The sequence below is a fragment of the Treponema socranskii subsp. socranskii VPI DR56BR1116 = ATCC 35536 genome, assembly GCF_000468115.1.
In the GTDB taxonomy this organism is placed as follows: Bacteria; Spirochaetota; Spirochaetia; order Treponematales; family Treponemataceae; genus Treponema_D; species Treponema_D socranskii.
This window is the reverse complement of the sequence record NZ_AVQI01000022.1, coordinates 41,756-59,297: the sequence shown is the minus strand read 5'-3', so window position 1 is coordinate 59,297 and position 17,542 is coordinate 41,756. Positions and strand designations below refer to the sequence as shown.

General features: G+C 51.2%; 28 protein-coding genes. 27 read left to right on the top strand and 1 reads right to left on the bottom strand.

Features of this window, described 5'->3' with window-relative positions:
• The 23 genes from rpsS (at position 1) to HMPREF0860_RS03760 (ending at position 10,876) form a co-directional block, all read left to right on the top strand.
• Positions 1 to 324 carry a 30S ribosomal protein S19 gene (gene rpsS, locus HMPREF0860_RS03860; protein WP_021331268.1) on the top strand — a complete coding sequence of 108 codons (324 nt, stop codon included), beginning with the start codon at positions 1 to 3 and terminating at the stop codon, positions 322 to 324.
• A gap of 11 nt (positions 325 to 335) precedes the next feature.
• Complete coding sequence (rplV, locus tag HMPREF0860_RS03855; RefSeq protein ID WP_021331280.1) at positions 336 to 692, top strand: 50S ribosomal protein L22; 357 nt, start codon at positions 336 to 338, stop codon at positions 690 to 692.
• Positions 693 to 1,418, top strand: a complete 726-nt coding sequence (gene rpsC / locus HMPREF0860_RS03850; RefSeq protein WP_021331229.1) for a 30S ribosomal protein S3 — start codon at positions 693 to 695, stop codon at positions 1,416 to 1,418.
• A gap of 3 nt (positions 1,419 to 1,421) precedes the next feature.
• Entirely contained in the window at positions 1,422 to 1,841 is a 420-nt protein-coding gene (gene rplP, locus HMPREF0860_RS03845) for a 50S ribosomal protein L16 (RefSeq protein WP_021331286.1), read from the top strand.
• Between the two features lie 12 nt (positions 1,842 to 1,853).
• Entirely contained in the window at positions 1,854 to 2,078 is a 225-nt protein-coding gene (gene rpmC / locus HMPREF0860_RS03840) for a 50S ribosomal protein L29 (RefSeq protein WP_016520680.1), read from the top strand.
• A gap of 10 nt (positions 2,079 to 2,088) precedes the next feature.
• Positions 2,089 to 2,364 (top strand): 30S ribosomal protein S17, encoded by a 276-nt coding sequence (gene rpsQ, locus HMPREF0860_RS03835; protein WP_021331239.1) that lies wholly within the window; start codon positions 2,089 to 2,091, stop codon positions 2,362 to 2,364.
• Positions 2,365 to 2,379: 15 nt separating this feature from the next.
• The gene (gene rplN, locus HMPREF0860_RS03830; protein ID WP_021331274.1) at positions 2,380 to 2,748 is read left to right on the top strand and encodes a 50S ribosomal protein L14; all 369 of its coding nucleotides are present in this window, start codon (positions 2,380 to 2,382) and stop codon (positions 2,746 to 2,748) included.
• A 12-nt stretch (positions 2,749 to 2,760) separates the two neighbouring features.
• A complete protein-coding gene (gene rplX / locus HMPREF0860_RS03825; protein ID WP_021331265.1) occupies positions 2,761 to 3,078 on the top strand; it encodes a 50S ribosomal protein L24 in 318 nt (105 codons plus the stop codon).
• A complete protein-coding gene (gene rplE, locus HMPREF0860_RS03820; RefSeq protein ID WP_021331270.1) occupies positions 3,078 to 3,629 on the top strand; it encodes a 50S ribosomal protein L5 in 552 nt (183 codons plus the stop codon). The genes rplX and rplE overlap by 1 nt, the downstream gene beginning before the upstream one ends.
• A gap of 10 nt (positions 3,630 to 3,639) precedes the next feature.
• Positions 3,640 to 3,825: a type Z 30S ribosomal protein S14 gene (locus HMPREF0860_RS13535; protein ID WP_021331277.1), complete on the top strand. Its 186-nt coding sequence runs from the start codon at positions 3,640 to 3,642 to the stop codon at positions 3,823 to 3,825.
• Between the two features lie 15 nt (positions 3,826 to 3,840).
• A complete protein-coding gene (rpsH, locus tag HMPREF0860_RS03815; RefSeq protein ID WP_021331241.1) occupies positions 3,841 to 4,239 on the top strand; it encodes a 30S ribosomal protein S8 in 399 nt (132 codons plus the stop codon).
• Between the two features lie 12 nt (positions 4,240 to 4,251).
• On the top strand, positions 4,252 to 4,791 hold the full coding sequence (rplF, locus tag HMPREF0860_RS03810; protein WP_021331227.1) for a 50S ribosomal protein L6: 540 nt from the start codon (positions 4,252 to 4,254) through the stop codon (positions 4,789 to 4,791).
• Between the two features lie 11 nt (positions 4,792 to 4,802).
• Positions 4,803 to 5,165 carry a 50S ribosomal protein L18 gene (rplR, locus tag HMPREF0860_RS03805; RefSeq protein ID WP_021331230.1) on the top strand — a complete coding sequence of 121 codons (363 nt, stop codon included), beginning with the start codon at positions 4,803 to 4,805 and terminating at the stop codon, positions 5,163 to 5,165.
• A 9-nt stretch (positions 5,166 to 5,174) separates the two neighbouring features.
• The gene (rpsE, locus tag HMPREF0860_RS03800) at positions 5,175 to 5,810 is read left to right on the top strand and encodes a 30S ribosomal protein S5 (RefSeq protein WP_021331247.1); all 636 of its coding nucleotides are present in this window, start codon (positions 5,175 to 5,177) and stop codon (positions 5,808 to 5,810) included.
• 3 nt (positions 5,811 to 5,813) lie between these two features.
• Positions 5,814 to 5,999 (top strand): 50S ribosomal protein L30, encoded by a 186-nt coding sequence (rpmD, locus tag HMPREF0860_RS03795; RefSeq protein ID WP_021331248.1) that lies wholly within the window; start codon positions 5,814 to 5,816, stop codon positions 5,997 to 5,999.
• Positions 5,999 to 6,553 carry a 50S ribosomal protein L15 gene (gene rplO, locus HMPREF0860_RS03790; protein WP_021331283.1) on the top strand — a complete coding sequence of 185 codons (555 nt, stop codon included), beginning with the start codon at positions 5,999 to 6,001 and terminating at the stop codon, positions 6,551 to 6,553. Before rpmD ends, rplO begins: the two co-directional genes overlap by 1 nt.
• 14 nt (positions 6,554 to 6,567) lie before the next feature.
• Positions 6,568 to 7,902: a preprotein translocase subunit SecY gene (secY, locus tag HMPREF0860_RS03785; RefSeq protein ID WP_021331278.1), complete on the top strand. Its 1,335-nt coding sequence runs from the start codon at positions 6,568 to 6,570 to the stop codon at positions 7,900 to 7,902.
• Positions 7,903 to 7,940: 38 nt separating this feature from the next.
• Positions 7,941 to 8,054, top strand: a complete 114-nt coding sequence (rpmJ, locus tag HMPREF0860_RS13530; protein ID WP_021331253.1) for a 50S ribosomal protein L36 — start codon at positions 7,941 to 7,943, stop codon at positions 8,052 to 8,054.
• Positions 8,055 to 8,065: 11 nt separating this feature from the next.
• Positions 8,066 to 8,434, top strand: coding sequence for a 30S ribosomal protein S13 (gene rpsM / locus HMPREF0860_RS03780; RefSeq protein WP_021331261.1), 369 nt, complete (start codon positions 8,066 to 8,068; stop codon positions 8,432 to 8,434).
• Positions 8,435 to 8,578: 144 nt separating this feature from the next.
• Positions 8,579 to 8,959, top strand: a complete 381-nt coding sequence (rpsK, locus tag HMPREF0860_RS03775; RefSeq protein WP_021331284.1) for a 30S ribosomal protein S11 — start codon at positions 8,579 to 8,581, stop codon at positions 8,957 to 8,959.
• A 9-nt stretch (positions 8,960 to 8,968) separates the two neighbouring features.
• Complete coding sequence (locus tag HMPREF0860_RS03770) at positions 8,969 to 10,018, top strand: DNA-directed RNA polymerase subunit alpha (RefSeq protein WP_021331273.1); 1,050 nt, start codon at positions 8,969 to 8,971, stop codon at positions 10,016 to 10,018.
• Complete coding sequence (rplQ, locus tag HMPREF0860_RS03765) at positions 10,008 to 10,514, top strand: 50S ribosomal protein L17 (RefSeq protein WP_021331271.1); 507 nt, start codon at positions 10,008 to 10,010, stop codon at positions 10,512 to 10,514. The genes HMPREF0860_RS03770 and rplQ overlap by 11 nt, the downstream gene beginning before the upstream one ends.
• Positions 10,515 to 10,618: 104 nt before the next feature.
• Complete coding sequence (locus tag HMPREF0860_RS03760; RefSeq protein ID WP_021331256.1) at positions 10,619 to 10,876, top strand: hypothetical protein; 258 nt, start codon at positions 10,619 to 10,621, stop codon at positions 10,874 to 10,876.
• Between the two features lie 314 nt (positions 10,877 to 11,190).
• Here HMPREF0860_RS03760 and rpsD read toward each other — a convergent pair whose 3' ends face one another.
• A complete protein-coding gene (gene rpsD, locus HMPREF0860_RS03755) occupies positions 11,191 to 11,805 on the bottom strand; it encodes a 30S ribosomal protein S4 (RefSeq protein ID WP_021331282.1) in 615 nt (204 codons plus the stop codon).
• A gap of 263 nt (positions 11,806 to 12,068) precedes the next feature.
• On the opposite strand from rpsD, the gene HMPREF0860_RS03750 reads away from it, so the two are divergent.
• From HMPREF0860_RS03750 to HMPREF0860_RS03735, 4 genes are read left to right on the top strand one after another with little or no spacing between them, the layout of a single operon-like run.
• Positions 12,069 to 12,755, top strand: a complete 687-nt coding sequence (locus HMPREF0860_RS03750; RefSeq protein WP_021331275.1) for a LolA family protein — start codon at positions 12,069 to 12,071, stop codon at positions 12,753 to 12,755.
• Positions 12,756 to 12,767: 12 nt separating this feature from the next.
• Complete coding sequence (locus HMPREF0860_RS03745) at positions 12,768 to 13,859, top strand: helix-turn-helix domain-containing protein (protein ID WP_021495498.1); 1,092 nt, start codon at positions 12,768 to 12,770, stop codon at positions 13,857 to 13,859.
• Positions 13,846 to 15,366 carry a 30S ribosomal protein S12 methylthiotransferase RimO gene (rimO, locus tag HMPREF0860_RS03740; protein WP_231364431.1) on the top strand — a complete coding sequence of 507 codons (1,521 nt, stop codon included), beginning with the start codon at positions 13,846 to 13,848 and terminating at the stop codon, positions 15,364 to 15,366. The genes HMPREF0860_RS03745 and rimO overlap by 14 nt, the downstream gene beginning before the upstream one ends.
• Positions 15,363 to 17,519: an ATP-dependent helicase gene (locus tag HMPREF0860_RS03735; RefSeq protein WP_021331249.1), complete on the top strand. Its 2,157-nt coding sequence runs from the start codon at positions 15,363 to 15,365 to the stop codon at positions 17,517 to 17,519. Before rimO ends, HMPREF0860_RS03735 begins: the two co-directional genes overlap by 4 nt.
• Positions 17,520 to 17,542 lie beyond the last annotated feature (23 nt).

The window sequence follows — 17,542 nt, the reverse complement described above, 5'->3', positions numbered from 1 at the left end:
GTGTCAAGATCGGTTAAAAAAGGCCCTTTTGTCGAAAAGAGCCTCTATAAGAAAGTGCAGGCGATGAACAAAGAATCGGACCGGAAGATGATAAAAACCTATTCCCGCTGTTCGACGATCATCCCGGAAATGGTCGGGAATACGATTTCCGTATATAACGGCAAGTCGTGGATTCCCGTGTATATTACGGAAAACCTCGTCGGGCATAAGCTCGGAGAATTTTCGCCGACCCGCATATTTCGTGCGCACGGCGGATCCGATAAGTCCGCTGCAAAGGCGGCCGCACCGAAAGCGGCTCCCGCAGCCGCTCCGGCCGCTAAATAAAGGTGGAAACTATGGCTGAAAACAAAGGATATAGAGCTGTATCGAAATTTCTGTTCGCATCGCCGACGAAGGTTCGCCCCGTTGCCCGTGTGATACATCAAAAGCGCTGTTCCGAAGCTGCGGTTATTCTCGAAAATATGCCGCAAAAAGGCGCGCGCCTCATCGGTAAAACGCTTAAGTCGGCCGTGTCGAACGCGCTCAACGCGAACAGCAAGCTCGATGAAGATATGCTGTACGTCAAAGAGATCAAAATCGACGAAGGCCCGCGTCTCAAGCGGATTTGGTTCCGCGCACGCGGACGCGCGGATCAGCTTTTAAAGCGCATGTGTCATATTACTGTCGTCGTTGACGAAAAGGCGGGAAAATAAATGGGTCAGAAAGTTAATCCTATCGGTTTACGTCTCGGCGTAAACAAAACGTGGCAGTCCCGCTGGTATGCGGATCCCCGCGAATATGCGGGTCTCGTTCTCGAAGATTTGAAAATCCGCAAAATGATTGCAAATCTTCCCGAATGCAAAAACGCCGACATCGCGGAAGTCGAAATCATCCGCCATCCGCAGCGCGTGACGATCGTAATCCATACGGCGCGTCCGGGCGTCATTATCGGCGTCAAAGGCGCGACGATCGAAACGATCAGCGCGCAGATTCAAAAGCAGCTTGAACCGAAAAAGGTACAGATTAAAATCAAAGAGATCAAGCGTGCCGATTTGAACGCGACGCTCATCGCCGAAAACGTCGGCCGTCAGCTTGCAGGTCACGGTTCGTACCGCCGCGCTTTAAAACAGGCGATCAACAACGCAGTGCGCGCCGGCGCTCAGGGCATCAAAATCCGCCTCGCAGGCCGTCTCGGAGGCGCGGACATGAAGCGTACCGAAGAGCACAAAGAGGGCCGCGTTCCGCTCCATACGCTGAGAGCCGATATCGACTACGGTACGTATGAAGCTCAGACGACGTACGGTAAAATCGGCGTAAAAGTTTGGGTGTACAACGGTATGAATTACGGCGTCGAACAAAACGAAGATGCCGGCCAGCTCGTGCGAAAAAGCCGCCGCGAACGCGCTCCGGCGCAGTCCGAAAAACAGGCAAGGAGTTAAGGTATGCCGCTCAGTCCGAAAAGAGTATTGCACCGTAAAGTGCAGCGCGGTAGAGAAAAAGGAAACGCAACGCGCAACAATCATATAGATTTCGGCGACATAGCGCTTGTCGCAACGGAGCCGACGTGGCTCAAAGCGACGGTTATCGAAGCGTGCCGTGTCGCGATCAACCGCGAACTCAGCCGCAAAGGTAAAGTGTGGATCCGCGTATTCCCCGACAAGCCCGTTTCAAAAAAGCCGGCTGAAGTCCGCATGGGTAAGGGAAAAGGCGCGCCCGAATTTTGGGCGGCCGTTATCAAGCCGGGTATGATTTTATTTGAAATCGGCGGCGTCGACGTAAAACAGGCGCACCGCGCGCTTGAACTTGCGCAGAGCAAACTGCCTATTTTGACGAAGATTGCGTACAAGCCGGTTACGGCGTAACGGGAGGATAAGATGGCCGATAAAAATATCAAAGATAAAGACCTGTCTTATGAAGAGCTCGTTGCAAAGCGCGACAAGATGAAAAAAGAATACATGGATTTACGTTTTAAGATGGTAATCTCCCATGTAGATAATCCGTTGCAAAAACGTACGATGCGCCGCGAAATCGCCCGCTTAAATACGTTCATTCGGCAAAAGTGCCCTGCGGCGCAAAAAACTGCCGAAGCAAATAAATAGGAGCTGAACCGTGGAAGAGCAGACTGTTCAGGTAAAAAAGCCGAATCACCATTCGTTTGTCGGTCTCGTGACGAGCGATAAAATGGAAAAATCGATCGTCGTTTCCGTTACGACAAGGAAGATGGACAGGCTTTATAAAAAATACGTCAAACGGACAAAGAAGTATATGGCTCACGATGAAAAAAACGACGCTCATATCGGAGACACCGTGCGCATCGTGGAGTGCAGACCGCTCAGCCGGCATAAGCGCTGGCGGCTTGTCGAAATTATCGAACGTGCAAAATAACGCAGGAGCAACAGTATGATTCAAATGCAGTCCATGCTTACCGTTGCGGATAACTCCGGCGCAAAAACGGTTCAGTGTATTAAAGTGCTCGGCGGCACGCATCGTCGCTATGCCGGCATCGGCGACATCATCGTCGTAGCCGTCAAAGACGCGATCCCGACGTCGACGATCAAAAAGGGTGCGGTCGAAAAAGCCGTTATCGTGCGCCAGTCCAAAGAATACCGCCGTCCGGACGGAACCTATATCCGCTTTGACGACAACGCGTGCGTCATCGTCGACGACAATAAAAATCCGAAAGGCAAACGCGTGTTCGGACCGGTCGCCCGCGAACTGCGCGATATGGATTTTATGAAAATCGTTTCGCTTGCGCCGGAAGTATTGTAAGGAGCATTTCGTATGCAGAAGAAATTCAAAATTAAAAAGAACGACAACGTAGAAGTGCTTGCCGGCAAAGATAAGGGAAAACGCGGCTCGGTCGTGCGCATCATTCCGAAAAAAGACAAAGTGATCGTTTCCGGAGTCAATATCGTCAAAAAGGCGATGAAGCGCAGGAGCCAGCAGGATCAGGGCGGCATCGTCGAAATCGAAGCGCCGCTGCATATTTCGAACGTCGGCGTCGTGTGCAAAAAATGCGGACGCCCGGTAAAGATCGGTTATAAAATTGACGGCGATAAAAAAGTTCGTGTCTGCCGTAAATGTGGAGAAACACTGTAATGGACAATTACGTACCTCGGCTTAAGAAAGTCTACAAGGAAACTATCGCTCCCGCTCTCATAAAAGAGTTCGGCTATACGACGCCGATGCAGGTTCCCGCAATCAAAAAGATTGTCGTGAGCATGGGCGTGGGCGAAGCTCTCACCAATAAGAAACTCCTTGATGCCGCTGTCGAAGATCTGGCTCAGATTACGGGACAGCACGCAGTCAAGACAAAGGCTCGCAAAAGCATAGCCAATTTCAAACTTCGTGAGGGTAATGAAGTGGGCGCACGGGTAACGCTGCGCGGAACAATGATGTATGAATTTTTGGACCGCCTCGTCAATGTCGCCCTTCCGCGCGTTAAGGATTTCCGCGGCATCAAATCGACGGGATTTGACGGACACGGAAATTTTTCTCTCGGCGTTACGGAACAGATTATTTTCCCGGAAATCGACTTCGATAAAATCGCGCGGATATCCGGCATGAATATCGCGATCGTAACGAGCGCAAAGACGGACAACGAAGCCCGCGCTTTGCTTGCCAAGTTCAATATGCCGTTCCGGAAATAAGTGAGGACCTATGGCTAAAAAATCGATGGTTATTAAAGCTGCCCGCAAGCAAAAATATCCGACACGGGAATACAACCGCTGTCAAATCTGCGGGCGTCCGCGTGGATATTTACGGAAATTTAAAATGTGCCGTTTGTGCTTCCGTAAATTGGCAAGTGAAGGCCTGCTTCCGGGCGTCACGAAATCGAGTTGGTAGCGGCAGGAGTGTAAAATGAGTGCATCAGATCCGGTTGCAGATATGCTCACCAAGGTTCGGAATGCGGTTGCTGTCCGCCACGAAAAAGTCGACGTTCCGACTTCGAAGCTGAAGCTGGAAATTGTTAAGATTTTGAAAACCGAAGGGTATATCAAAAACTTTAAAAAGGTTCAGGAAGACGGAAAAAACATCATCCGCATCTTTTTGAAATACGACGGTCAAAACAATTCGGTCATTCACGGGATGAAAAAGATTTCGACGCCCGGACGCCGCGTATATTCGGGTTTTAAAGATTTGCCGCGCGTGTACAACGGCTACGGAACGCTCATCGTTTCGACGTCGGCGGGCGTGACGACCGGAAAAAAGGCGACCGAAAAGATGGTCGGCGGCGAATTGATCTGTACGGTATGGTAAGGGGAGAAAGCTATGTCAAAACTCGGTAAACTTCCCGTCGCTGTTCCGGCGGGCGTCACGGTAACGGTAAACCCCGATTCGATTTCCGTAAAGGGGCCGAAAGGCGAACTGCATCAGCACTACGGAAAAAACGTCAAAGTTTCGTTTGAAGACGGAAACATTCACGTTACTCCGAATAACGCTTCAAAGCAGGCGAATGCGGATCACGGTTTGTACCGCAGCCTTATCAAAGATATGGTGATCGGCGTAACGGCCGGTTTTTCGAAATCGCTTATCATCACGGGCGTCGGTTTCCGTGCCGAAGTCAAAGGCAAAGAGCTGGTGATGAACCTCGGTTTTTCGAACGATTTTATCGCGCTGATCCCCGACGGACTTACGGTTGCAGCCGATGCGAACGGCAAAGTTACGGTGTCGGGTATCAGCAAGCAGCAAGTCGGTCAGTTTTGCGCGGAGATCCGCAGTTTGCGCAAGCCCGAACCCTATAAGGGCAAAGGCATCCGCTATGAAACCGAAGTCATCAGACGCAAAGTCGGTAAAACCGGCGTAAAATAAGGTGAAGTGTTATGATTAAAAAGATGGACGATAAAAACAGACGCCGTCTGCACAGAAAATTCCACATCCGCAAAACGGTGTCGGGCACGGCTTCCCGTCCCCGCATGACGGTGACGCGGAGCAATAAAAATTTGTCGGTGCAGATCGTCGACGACGATGAAGGTAAAACGCTCGCCTGCATTTCGACGCTCGAAAAGGAATTTGCGAATTTGAAGCCGACCGTTGCCGATGCCGCAAAGCTCGGCGAAGCGCTCGGCGCGCGTTTGAAAGATAAACAGATTACGACTGTCGTGTTTGACCGCAACGGTTATCTCTATCACGGCGTCGTCAAAGCACTTGCCGACGGAGCCCGCAAAGCGGGAATCGTATTCTAAGGAGCACGTATGGCAGAGCAGGAAAACAAAGAAGTAAAAGAAGTCAAAGCTGCAGCCGATCCGAAGGACACGCCCCGCGCGGAAGCTTCCAGAGAAAACGCCCGTGAAGGCGGACGCGAGAAGCGGGGCAGGGGCAGAGACCGCGGCGAGCGCAGAAGCGAAGAAGACAAAGAATTCGTCGAAAAGCTCGTCATGCTCAACCGTACGGCAAAAGTCGTAAAGGGCGGCCGCCGCTTTTCGTTTGCGGCGCTCACGGTTGTCGGCGATAAAAAGGGACGCGTCGGCTACGGGTTCGGAAAGGCGAACGACGTAACCGAAGCCATCAAAAAGAGCATCGACCGCGCGAAGAGAAATCTCATCGTCGTGCCGGTAAAAAACGGAACGATTCCGCACGAGATGATCGGCAAATACAAGAGCTCCGAAGTGCTTATCAAACCGGCGTGTCCGGGTACCGGTATCATTGCCGGATGTGCCGTCCGTGCGATTATGGACGCGGCGGGAGCGACTGATATCATTTCAAAATCGCTCGGCGCGAGCGCGTCCGTCAATGTCGTGCGCGCGACGTTCAATGCGATCGAACGCTTATTCAATGCAAAAGCCATTGCTGCCGGCAGAGGCAAAACGCTCGACGAGTTGTGGGGTTAATCTATGGCAGGTAAATTCAAGATTACGCTTAAAAAAAGCACGATCAGGCAAAAGGCGGATGTAAAAGCGACCGTGCGCTCGCTCGGTTTGGGGAAACTCAATTCGTCGGTCGTGCACGATGATAATTCTTCGATACGCGGAATGATTGCAAGGTGTTCTCACCTTCTTACAGTCGAGGAGGTGAAATAATGTCGGATTACAATCCCGTACTTCACGCGCCCGAAGGCGCGAATAAAAAACCCAAGCGCGTCGGACGCGGTTCCTCATCGGGGCTCGGAACGACGGCGGGAAAAGGCAATAAAGGTCAGCAGTCGCGCTCGGGCGGCGGCAATCCCTATGTCGGATTTGAAGGCGGTCAAATGCCGCTGTACCGCCGTGTCGCGCAGCGTGGTTTTTCGAACGCGCGTTTTAAAGAAGACGTGCTCTATTTTAACGTTTCCGATCTCGAAGCGAAATTCGCGGACGGAGAATCCGTCGATCGCGCTTCCCTCGTTGCAAAGGGACTCGTTCCGTCGAAGCGCAATGCGAAGATCAAAATTCTCGGCGACGGAGAGGTGACGAAAAAATTTTCGGTAACGGTCGATAAAATTTCCGCCTCTGCAAAAGAAAAAATCGAAAAGGCGGGGGGAACCGTCCAAGCTGCCGTCGGACAAAACAGAAAAGCGCGGAATGCGGCGTACGCGAAAGCGCGAGACGCGAAAAAAGAAGCGGCGCCAAAACCGGCCGGCGATAAGAAAAAATAACGCGGAGTTGAATCATGGCAGGCAATTCTATCGTGAATATGTTTAAAATCAAAGAGCTCCGCAGCCGTTTGCTCTTTACCCTGTTGATTTTGGCCGTTTTCCGCATGGGAAGCGTCTTGACTATACCGGGCATCGACGCAAACGTGCTTTTGTCTTACTTCGACGAGCTCGCGCGTCAAAACAAAAATGCGTTTGCGAGCTATATGGACTTTTTCGTCGGCGGTGCTTTTTCGAACTTTTCCATTTTCATGCTCGGCGTTATGCCGTACATTTCGACGCAGATTATCATGCAGCTTGCGGTGATTATCTTTCCGTCCTTAAAGCGCGTTGCCGAAGAAGACGGCGGTCAGCGCAAAATCGCAATGTGGACGCGGGTCGGTACGATTTTCGTGTGTCTGCTCCAGTCCTATGCGGTGACGGTTTACGCGTCGAGCATTCCGAATTCGATCGTCATCGAAAATAAAATCGCGTTCCGCATGCTCGCCATGGTAACCGTTACGACAGGCTCTATGGTGACGATTTGGCTCGGAGACCAGATTACGGCTCGCGGCATCGGCAACGGCATTTCGATGATGATCTTTGCCGGTATCGTCGCGCGTCTTCCGAGTGCGGTCGTGGAACTTGGACGGAAAATCGTTGCAGGCGACGTACAGTTTGTGTTTGCAATTATCGTGCTCATCATGTTTGTCGGCATCATCGCGCTCGTCGTATACGAAGAATCGGGCGAACGGAAGATACCCGTCCACTACGCCAAGCGCGTCGTCGGACGGAAAATGTACGGCGGACAAAACACGTATATCCCGTTTAAGATCAATCCGTCGAACGTCATCCCGCTCATCTTCGCATCTTCGCTTTTGACGTTCCCGATCCAGCTTATTCAAATGTTCGGAAGCAATCGGAATTCCGCACGGTGGGTGGCGCGCCTCGCGTCGTTCCTCACGCCGAACGGAGTATGGTATAATATTCTGCTCGTCATCCTCATCGTCTTTTTTGCATACTTCTACACTCAGGTAACGCTGAACCCCACGGAAATTGCAAAAAACATCAGGGAAAACGGAGGCTCCATTCCCGGCGTGCGTACGGATAAAACGGAAGAATACCTGCAGCGGATATTGAATCGGCTCATATTGCCCGGCGCAATCTTTTTGTGCGTTATCGCGATATTGCCGACCTTTATTCAAACGATTTTCAGGTTTCCGCAATCCATCGCAATGTTGATGGGCGGAACGTCGTTGATCATTATGGTCGGTGTCGATTTGGATACGATGAGTCAGGTTGAAGCCCTGCTCAAAATGCACCATCATGACGGATTGACGACGAAGGGCAGAATCAGGTCGCGAAGCCTCTAGGCTTTGCGGATAGCGGAAACATTGCATGGGAGAACAGTATGAAAGTACGAACCAGCGTAAAACCGATCTGTGCAAATTGCAAGGTTATCAAACGGGGCGGTATTATCCGCATCATTTGCACGAACCCGAAGCATAAGCAGAGACAGGGCTAAGGAGAAACTGTATGGCTCGAATTGAGGGTGTGGATATCCCGAATAAGCACATAAGCATTGCATTGACGTATATCTACGGTATCGGCCGCCCTGCGGCGCGCGATATCTGCGAAAAAGCTAAAGTCGATCCGCAAAAATTGGCAAACGATCTTACGGAAGAAGAGCTTGCCCGTGTTCGCGACGCGATCGACAAAAATTACAAAGTCGAAGGTCGGCTTCGCACGGAAATCGGTCTGAACTTAAAGCGTCTTATGGATATCGGCTGCTACCGCGGGCTGCGCCACAGGCGCGGGCTTCCGGTACGCGGACAGCGAACGCGTACGAACGCACGCACGCGCAAAGGTAAAAAGAAGACGGTCGCCAACAAAAAGAAGGCGTAAGCGAAACGCGCGGCTTCGAAGTCGCGTTGCGGTATAAACCGGCGCGCTGTTTGCTTGCGGCAAGGGCGGCGCGATGCGGCGTTTTTAAGAGAACGGTAAAAAGCGGTGCCGAAACGGCGCATCCGTTTTTTTATGGGAGATACAATGGCTACGGTTAAAAAGCGAAAAGAAAAAAAGAGCGTATACGAAGGCAACGTATACATTCAAGCTACATTCAATAATACGATCGTTACGATTACCGACTTGCAGGGCAATACGATTGCATGGGCGTCTTCCGGCGGGCTCGGCTTCCGCGGTGCGAAAAAATCGACTCCGTTTGCCGCTCAGTCGGTTGCGGAATCCGCCGTCCAAAAAGCGGCGAGCTACGGTTTGCGAGAAGTCCACGTGTACGTCAAGGGACCGGGAATGGGACGCGAAAACGCGATCCGCTCAATCGGCAACATGGGACTCAAAGTAAAATCGATTTCCGACGTTACACCGATTCCCCATAACGGATGCCGCCCGCGCAAAACACGCAGTATGTAAGGAGTTCAGATGGCTCGCAAAAATCTGCTCAAAGGTTTTAAAAAACCGAAAGGCATTACTTACACTCCGCTCGAAACGAATCCGAATTACGGAAAGTTTACGGCGTATCCCTTTGAAACGGGATTCGGGACGACGATCGGCAATACGCTTCGCCGTGTCCTGCTCTCTTCGATTCAGGGCTATGCGGTCACTTCCGTCAGGATTACGTCGTACGATGCCGAGGGTGTTCCGCATGTTATTTCAAGCGAATTCGAAGCGATTCCGAATATTGCGGAAGACACGCTGGAAGTTATCAATAGTTTAAAACAGATGCGTTTGCGATTGCCCGGCGATACGGAGCAAGACACGATTTTGTACGAGTTCAAGGGGCCCGGCACGGTCAAAAGCGACGACTTTACCAAAGAGGGCGAACTTGAAATCATGACGAAGGATGCGCTCATCTTTACGATGACGGACGGCGCGAGAGTCGATATCGAAATTCAAGTCGACTTGGGCAGGGGCTACGTTCCCGCCGAAGTCAACGAGCACTATATCGAAATCGTCGGTACGATTCCGATGGATGCGATCTTTACGCCGATCGTCAAAGTAAAGTATGCGATCGAACCGTGCCGCGTCGGACAGCGAAACGATTACGACAAGCTCGTGCTCGAAATCTGGACGGATGGGACGATTTCTCCCGAAGACGCGCTTGCCGAAGCGGCTAAAATCGCCGAAGAGCATTTTAGAATTTTCATCAACTTCGACGATAATGCGATTTCCGGAGGGGACGACGGCGATGAAGGCGACAAGCGGATTCGTGAAATCCTCAATACCCCCGTCGACGAGCTTGAACTTTCCGTGCGTTCGTCGAACTGCTTGAAAAATGCGAATATCCGCACGATCGGCGAGTTGACGAAAAAGACGGAAGACGATATCACGAAGACGCGCAACTTCGGCAAAAAGAGCCTTACGGAAATTAAAGAAAAACTTCAAGAATGGGGCTTGACGCTCGGCATGACCGATTACAGTCATCTGAAGAATTTGAATATCACAAAGAAGGAAGAAACAGATGAATCATAAGATGGGATTTAATCCGCTTTCACGCACACCGGCACATCGCAGAGCTATGTCGCGGAATATGGTAACGTCTCTTTTTCGATTCGAACGCATTACGACGACGCAGTCGAAAGCGAAAGAAGTGCGCAAGTCCGCCGAAAAATTGATTACGCGCGCAAAAGAGGATTCCGTACACAACCGCAGAGAAGCGGCAAAGTTTATTTCCGATGAAAAAATCTTAAATAAGCTTTTTACGGAAATCGGGCCGCGTATGAAAGAGAGAGCGGGCGGCTATACGCGTATTTTGAAACTCGGTTTCCGCTGCGGCGATGCCGCCGATGTCGTCATCCTTGAACTCGTCGACTATAAACTCGATACGTCGAGCGACGAAGAAAAGGCTGAAAAAAAAGCGGCGAAGGCGGCGGGAAAAAAGAACGCGGGCGAAAAAAAGAAGGCGGAAAAGAAATCGGACGACGACAAAAAATCGGTAAAAGCCGATAAAGCCGATTCGAAAAAATAATATCGATAAAAACGGGGACTGTCTTAAAAGCCGTTTACTTTTCGGACAGTGCCTTAAAGCGTTTATGAAAACCGACGTTTTGCGTAAACGTTATGGGAGTAAGTATGTCTAAAAATCATCGAGGAACGGGTTTACGCTCTTTGCCGTCGCGCGGAAGAGACGAGTGCCCCGTCTGTCATAAAACGAATATCAAAGTCCTGTACGAAGTTGAAATCGACGGACAAAAAGTGAAAGTGTGTAAATTCTGCAATGCGGCGATGAAAAACAAAGCGCGAAAAGAAGCTCCGGCAAAAGAGCCGGTTGCAGCCGCTCCTGCAGCGGAAGCGAACGAAGCTCCCGCCGAAACGCCTGCGGAAAATTGACCGAAGACGCACATATACGTATCGGCGTGCGTTCATCTTCGTCGCCGATGCGATCGCACTTGCGAAGTGCGCGCACCGATTCGGTCGTTTCGCTCGCTTCTCTCCGGTGCGTGTAAAAACAAACTATGACCGCTCCTCTTCGTGGGAGCGGTTTTTTTATTTGTGCCGTGCACATGTTTTTTGCCGCGTGCATGTTAAAAACGCCGATGGCATAAAAAAATATTCCGTACTCTTTTAATAAAAAAGTACGGAATATGTTCGGGAATATGAAATCCGCCTCTTTATCCGGCGGGCGTACAGCAAACGAAAAATTATCAGCGCGAGTAGAATTCTATAACGTACTGAATATTGCCGACCGGCTGAATATCGTTCGCCGACGGAAGGGAAGTGACGGTTGCCGAAAGTTTTTCTTCATCGACCGTAAGCCAGCTTCCGCGATTTCCCTGAACGCTGACCAAGTTGTGACGGATCAGGTTTTGGATTCCCTTCTTTTCTTTTGATGTGATGACGTCTTTTGCTTTGATCCGCATGGAGGGGATGTTCGCCGGTTTCCCGTTGACGTAAAAATAGCAATGCGAAACCATTTGACGCGCCTGCGCCCTGCTTACCGCAAAACCCATTCTGAAAACGGTGTTGTCGAAGCGCTGTTCCATCAGCGAAAGCATATTGTCACTCGTAATGCCTTCCATCCGCTGTGCGCGTGCGAACAGATTTCTAAACTGCTTTTCGGACATACCGTATGCGAGGCGGAATTTTTGTTTTTCTTTTAGCTGTTCCCCGTACACGGACGTTTTGCCGCGCTGCTTTGCGCCGCGCTCTTTTCCCGGCGCGTTCGGCCGTTTTGTCAGCAGTTTGCTGTATTTCGGATTGCCGAAAATATTGGTGCCGAGCCTTCTGACTATTTTACCCTTAGGCTGTTTTACCGCCATACTTTAAACCTCTTTTTACCGATGTTGAGTTGTACCGAATTCCGGCAGGACACTTTAAAAATCTAATCGAATTTTTAGAGGTGTCCTATTGTTTTTATGCAATTAAAGGAAATGAATTTGCATAAAACGCAAGGAGATGCCGCACAAAAAAGTAGCCGCGTTTTTTGACGACATGCTCCGATAACAGTTGTTATTATGTATCGAAGCGCTTTTTTTGTCAAGCGCGCCTTGACCTTATGGTTTTTCTCGATTAAAATACATCTATGTTAAGTAAGAAATACGCTTCTCTTTGTTCGGCAGCGTTTTTTTCGATATGCCTTTATGTACCGGTTTTTGCACAGACGATTACGACGGCCGGCGATTATTTTAAAACCGTTTCCGATTTTTACGCGTTGATCCGCGACTATGAAGCGGATATGGATGTGTCGATGGGGAACCGACAGATGAAAGCGCACGTGTCGTTTAAACGCCCCGACTTACTCCGCATCGATTTTTCAAAGCCTGCCGAACAGGTCGTATTGTTTAACGGAGATCTGCTCACGATCTACCTTCCCGGCTCTTCCGCCGTACTCCAGCAGTCGGTGCAGTCTTCAAGTGCGGGAGGCGCATCGCTTGCGACTTCGCAGGGGCTTTCGCTTATGAGCCGCTACTACACGATCAAATACGAAATCGGGCAGGAACCGGTTGCGCTCGACGATGCGTCTGACGAAAAAGTTATAAAGCTCGTGCTCGACCGACGCAATACGTCCGAAGCGTTCCGTTCGATCAGGATCGCGGTCAACGCGGAGACGAAACTTATCAGACGGATTTCCGCGACGACTCCGCAGGGTACGGAATACGTGTTTACGTTTTCCGATTACAAATTGAATCAGGATATTCCCGACCAGCGTTTTATCTACGATCCGCCTTCATCGGCAAATGTGTATAATAATTTTCTTCTTTCCGAATAAGGCGGGCCCGGTATGGAAAGTTACGGCACGATTCTAAAACGTTCGCGCGAAGAAAAAAATATCGACAGGGATACGGCTGCCCGCGAAACGTCGATAACGGTCGAGTGCATCAGAGGTTTGGAAGAAGAAGATACGTCGGCATTCCCCGGCGAACCCTATATGGTGGGTTTTTTGCGCAATTATGCGGAATACCTCGGCGTCAATCCCGATACGGTTATGTCGTTGTACCGCAGCAAAGCGATTCAAGAGTCTCCCGTTCCCGACGGATTGTTCGTCAAACACAAATCGTCTTTTTTTATACCGATCATCGTCGGTGCCGGCATCTTCGTCGTCGCGGGAGCCGCCGCAATTTTAATAATTTCTAAATTTTCTCGCTCGAATAAAAACGGCAGCGTCGTCGTCGCCCAGGATATGGGGGCGAAAACCTACGAGCTCACCGATAAACCGCTTGAAAAGCGGCTGTTCCGCGGCGATAAAATCGTCTATCCGTCGGAAAAAGGCAAGATCATTCTCACCGTAAGCGATACGCTCACATCGTTCGGTTTGGATACGCCGGTCGGTACGCTCCGTACGGATTTGGCGGAAGAAGCGGAGCTTGACGTCGACGGAGACGCAAAGAGCGATATCATCGTCTACGTTTCAGACATATCTTCTACCGAAGCGAGCCGGGGTGCGGAAGTGCGCATGCTCGTGCGCCGTCAAGACAGCGATATGCTGCCGATCGACGAAATCGCGATAGAAGACGCTTCGCAAAATCCGCTCGATCCGCAAAGGCATCCGCAGACCGTCATTCTCGAAGACAACCGCGCTTATCCCTTTACGGTCAACGCGAGTTTTCGCGGGCCTTGCGAATTCCGCTATAGGGTCGACCGAAAGCGTTCGAGCGAAAATTATTTTACGAACGGAGAAGTCGTCATGGTGACGGCAAACAACGGCGTGCGCGTGTGGATGTCGAACGGAAACACCGTAAAATTTACCGTCGTTGCCGATACGAAAAACTACGATCTTGAAATCGGCAAAGCGGGACAAGTGCTCGTCGAAGACATCAAGTGGGTGCGAGATTCCGAAGGCAAATACAGATTGGTGGTCGTTGAGCTTGACTGAATTTTTTATCGACGAGTACGGCTGCGCGAAAAACCAAGTCGACGGCGAAATCATCATTTCGCGTTTAACCTCTTTCGGTCTTCGCCAAACGTTCGACGCTTCGAAAGCGAACATCATCATCGTCAATTCATGCGGTTTTATCAATTCTGCAAAAAAAGAATCGATCGATGCGCTTCTCCGCGCGAAAAAAAATTATCCCGATGCAAAAGTGCTGCTTGCAGGATGCCTTGCCGAACGTTATGCGGATGTGCTGAAAGATTCTCTTCCCGAAGCGGACGGCATTTTCGGAAACGGCGATCTTTCGAAAATCGATTCCGTCGTGCGTCCTCTTCTTGCGGGAAAGCGTCCCGTCGTCACGGCGGAGCAGCGCGGCATATCGTGCGGAAAACGGACGATGCTGCTTTCATATCGCAATTCCGTCTACGTAAAGATTACGGAAGGCTGCAGCAACCGCTGTACTTTTTGCGCGATTCCGATTATCCGCGGCTCGGTGCGGAGCCGAAGCGCAGACGATATCGTCGATGAAATTAAAACGCTGCTCTTGCTCGGCGTATATGAAATCAATCTTATCGGACAGGATTTGGCGGCCTACGGTACGGGAGAAAGCGACGATGTTTTCGGTACGGGGCGCTTTCCGATCCCGCGCATAGGAGAGGACGGCGTCAATGAAGGCTCTGAAAAACTTTCGGCGCTCGCCCGTTTGTTGAAAAAAATCTCCGCCCTTAAAGGCCGCTTTATCGTGCGCCTTCTCTACATTCATCCCGATCACTTCAACCGCGATATCTTTCCCGTCATGCAAAAAGATCCGCGCATCGTTCCGTATTTCGATATCCCGTTTCAATCCGGCGACGACGAAATTATTAAAGCGATGAATCGGAAGTGTACGGCAAAAGAATACGTGCGCCTCGTGCGCGATATTCGATCTTCGTTTCCCGAGGCGGCGATCAGAACGACTTTTTTGACGGGCTTTCCGGGAGAGACGGAGGAAGCTTTTCGCTCCACGCAGCGTTTTCTTTCCGATATACAAAGCGATTGGTCGGGCTGCTTTACGTACAGCCGCGAAGAAGATACGGCCTCCTACGGGATGAAGGGCAGGGTGCCTCAAAAGACGGCGCTCGAGCGAAAGCGGGCGCTTGAAGCGCTCCAAAGCGAAATCACCGAAAGCCGCCTGAAATTGCGGTGCGGAAAAGAATACGACGTGCTCATAGAAGAAGTCGTTGCAGGCGAAGAAGGTCTTGCGATAGGGCGCGCGTGGTTTCAGGCGCCCGACGTCGACGGTTCGTTCGTCGTCCGCTACGACAGGGACGATGAGGCCGAACGGAGCGCCGTGCAATGCGGAAACGTCGTGCGCGTTTTTGCCGACAGCGTGAGCGGCGTCGATATCGATTCTCATCTCGCCTCGAATTTACTAATCAACAAAAAGCGGTCTCGCGCATCAGGCGGAACGGCAGTCTCTCCGCCGCTTTTATATGCGAGCGATTTTTACGATGCGGGAGATGCTCGATGACCGATGCGCGAACAAATCTCCCGTATATGGAAACGCTCAACCCCGAACAGAGAGATGCGGTCGAACATTCGGCCGGTCCGCTTTTGATTCTTGCAGGAGCCGGAAGCGGAAAGACTCGCGTCATCACGACAAAGATCGCCTATCTCATCGCCGAAAAAAAAATCCCGCCCGAATCCATACTCGCGGTAACCTTTACGAAAAAAGCCGCGAACGAAATGCGCTCGCGCGCGATCGCCCTCGACGATAGAGCGTGCTTTGCGGAAATACGCACGTTTCACTCGTTCGGCGCGTGGTTTTTGCGCCGCTATGCCGCCGAAGCGAATCTTGTCCCGTCGTTTACCGTGTACGACGACGATGATGCGGCCACTCTCGTGATGAAAGCCGTTCCGTCGCTCAGGCGCCAGCAGGCAGAACTCGCCGCGCATAAAATTTCGCTTGCAAAGGATTACTGTCTTACGCCGGACGACGATCTGTCTGCCGTCGATTCGACAGGAGATTTGTTGGCTATCTACCGCGCGTATGAACAAAGGCTTTCCGAAACGGGAAACGCCGATTTCGGCGATTTAATAATGAAGCCGGTGCAAGTGATGGAAGAAAACCTCGCCGTGCGCGAGCGGATGCGTTTCCGTTTCCGCGTCATCATGGTCGACGAATATCAGGATTCGAACGTCGCGCAGTTTAAACTTTTGCAGACGCTTTCGGGTACGGCAGAAGGAAGCGGTACGTACGTGTGCGTCGTAGGAGACGACGACCAGTCGATTTACCGATTCCGCGGCGCCGAAGTACAAAACATATTGACGTTCCGCAAAAAATTCCCCGGCACGAAAATTATTAAACTCGTGCGCAATTACCGCTCGACGGGAAAAATTCTTGCCGCCGCGGACGCCGTCGTAAAAAACAACGAAGACCGCATCGGAAAAACGCTTAAAGCCGAGCGAGGGGCGGGAAAGGCGCCCGTGCTCGTGTATTTGCCCGATCAGGATGCGGAAGCGAGATTTTGCGCAGAGCTCATCGAAAAAGCGCATGCGGAAAAAGAGACTCCTTACGGCGATTGGGCGATTTTGTACCGCACGAATGCGCAGTCGCTCGGGTTTGAAAACGAATTTTTGCACCGGCGGATACCCTACGCCGTCGTCGGCTCTTTGAAATTCTACGAACGGGAAGAGATTAAAGACGCGCTTGCATTTTTATCGCTTGCCGCAAACGAGCGCGACGAAATCGCATTTCGCAGAATCGTCAATAAACCTTCACGCGGCATCGGAGAAAAAACGCAGGAGGCGATCGTTTCATACGCCCGCGAAAAATCGATCGGTTTTGTAGAAGCGGCAAAAGCCTGCGCCGACAATGCGGGGAAAAAAGCGAAAGAGGGCATCCGCGAATTTTGCGGTGCGTACGACGGCATTATTAAATCGTTTTCGGAAGACGAGCGGCTTTCGCACTTTGTCGGAAAAATACTCGACGCGTCGGGCCTGCTCGAATACCACCGCACGCAGGACGAAATATCGGGTACGCAGCGCGCGGCGAATATGCAGGAACTTATGAACAGCGCGTCGCTGTACGCGTGTACGAAAGACGGACTCTTGCAGTTTCTCGATTCGATCACCCTTGACCGTTCGCTCGAAACGGGCGATGATGGAGAAGGGGATGCGGTAACGCTCATTACGCTGCACAACACGAAGGGGCTCGAGTTTCCGCGAGTAGTCATCACGGGATTGGAAAACGGCATCTTTCCGCGGGGCGACAAAACGGGAAGCGAACTCGAAGAAGAGCGCCGCCTTTTTTATGTCGGCATAACGCGGGCGCAAAACGAACTCTATGTCACATCCTGCGCTCGCCGCCGCCTGTACGGGCGAACGGAGTATATGGAGCCGAGCATTTTTATCGAAGAGGCTGAAAGCGCCTTTTGCGTGCTCGGAGAAAGACCGCAAAAATCCGCTCTGCAAAGCGGTCGCTCTGAAGCTGCAAGCGGGCTTTCGGAAAAATGGAAGCGAGGCAGCCGAGTTTATCACGACGACTGGGGATACGGGCAAATCGTTTCGTCGGATACAAGCGACGACGGAGAATTCGTTATCGCAGTGCAGTTCGAAAGCGGCGCGAAAAAGCGATTTATGCCAGAATATCAATCGCATTCTTTGATGCTTGTCAGGGACTGATCTGTAATATAGATACTTCGAAA

What these genes read in the sequence shown, in the direction of transcription:
- rpsE (WP_021331247.1), top strand. Translation starts at nt 5,175, where the DNA reads ATGGCAGAGCAGGAAAACAAAGAAGTAAAAGAAGTCAAAGCTGCAGCC.
- HMPREF0860_RS03745 (WP_021495498.1), top strand. Translation starts at nt 12,768, where the DNA reads ATGGAAAGTTACGGCACGATTCTAAAACGTTCGCGCGAAGAAAAAAAT.
- rpmC (WP_016520680.1), top strand. Translation starts at nt 1,854, where the DNA reads ATGGCCGATAAAAATATCAAAGATAAAGACCTGTCTTATGAAGAGCTC.
- HMPREF0860_RS03760 (WP_021331256.1), top strand. Translation starts at nt 10,619, where the DNA reads ATGTCTAAAAATCATCGAGGAACGGGTTTACGCTCTTTGCCGTCGCGC.
- rplN (WP_021331274.1), top strand. Translation starts at nt 2,380, where the DNA reads ATGATTCAAATGCAGTCCATGCTTACCGTTGCGGATAACTCCGGCGCA.
- rplQ (WP_021331271.1), top strand. Translation starts at nt 10,008, where the DNA reads ATGAATCATAAGATGGGATTTAATCCGCTTTCACGCACACCGGCACAT.
- rpsC (WP_021331229.1), top strand. Translation starts at nt 693, where the DNA reads ATGGGTCAGAAAGTTAATCCTATCGGTTTACGTCTCGGCGTAAACAAA.
- HMPREF0860_RS03770 (WP_021331273.1), top strand. Translation starts at nt 8,969, where the DNA reads ATGGCTCGCAAAAATCTGCTCAAAGGTTTTAAAAAACCGAAAGGCATT.
- rpmJ (WP_021331253.1), top strand. Translation starts at nt 7,941, where the DNA reads ATGAAAGTACGAACCAGCGTAAAACCGATCTGTGCAAATTGCAAGGTT.
- secY (WP_021331278.1), top strand. Translation starts at nt 6,568, where the DNA reads ATGGCAGGCAATTCTATCGTGAATATGTTTAAAATCAAAGAGCTCCGC.
- rplP (WP_021331286.1), top strand. Translation starts at nt 1,422, where the DNA reads ATGCCGCTCAGTCCGAAAAGAGTATTGCACCGTAAAGTGCAGCGCGGT.
- rpsH (WP_021331241.1), top strand. Translation starts at nt 3,841, where the DNA reads ATGAGTGCATCAGATCCGGTTGCAGATATGCTCACCAAGGTTCGGAAT.
- rplF (WP_021331227.1), top strand. Translation starts at nt 4,252, where the DNA reads ATGTCAAAACTCGGTAAACTTCCCGTCGCTGTTCCGGCGGGCGTCACG.
- HMPREF0860_RS03735 (WP_021331249.1), top strand. Translation starts at nt 15,363, where the DNA reads ATGACCGATGCGCGAACAAATCTCCCGTATATGGAAACGCTCAACCCC.
- rpsM (WP_021331261.1), top strand. Translation starts at nt 8,066, where the DNA reads ATGGCTCGAATTGAGGGTGTGGATATCCCGAATAAGCACATAAGCATT.
- rpsK (WP_021331284.1), top strand. Translation starts at nt 8,579, where the DNA reads ATGGCTACGGTTAAAAAGCGAAAAGAAAAAAAGAGCGTATACGAAGGC.
- rplR (WP_021331230.1), top strand. Translation starts at nt 4,803, where the DNA reads ATGATTAAAAAGATGGACGATAAAAACAGACGCCGTCTGCACAGAAAA.
- rplO (WP_021331283.1), top strand. Translation starts at nt 5,999, where the DNA reads ATGTCGGATTACAATCCCGTACTTCACGCGCCCGAAGGCGCGAATAAA.
- rpmD (WP_021331248.1), top strand. Translation starts at nt 5,814, where the DNA reads ATGGCAGGTAAATTCAAGATTACGCTTAAAAAAAGCACGATCAGGCAA.
- rplV (WP_021331280.1), top strand. Translation starts at nt 336, where the DNA reads ATGGCTGAAAACAAAGGATATAGAGCTGTATCGAAATTTCTGTTCGCA.
- rplX (WP_021331265.1), top strand. Translation starts at nt 2,761, where the DNA reads ATGCAGAAGAAATTCAAAATTAAAAAGAACGACAACGTAGAAGTGCTT.
- rplE (WP_021331270.1), top strand. Translation starts at nt 3,078, where the DNA reads ATGGACAATTACGTACCTCGGCTTAAGAAAGTCTACAAGGAAACTATC.
- HMPREF0860_RS13535 (WP_021331277.1), top strand. Translation starts at nt 3,640, where the DNA reads ATGGCTAAAAAATCGATGGTTATTAAAGCTGCCCGCAAGCAAAAATAT.
- rpsD (WP_021331282.1), bottom strand. Translation starts at nt 11,805, where the DNA reads ATGGCGGTAAAACAGCCTAAGGGTAAAATAGTCAGAAGGCTCGGCACC.
- HMPREF0860_RS03750 (WP_021331275.1), top strand. Translation starts at nt 12,069, where the DNA reads ATGTTAAGTAAGAAATACGCTTCTCTTTGTTCGGCAGCGTTTTTTTCG.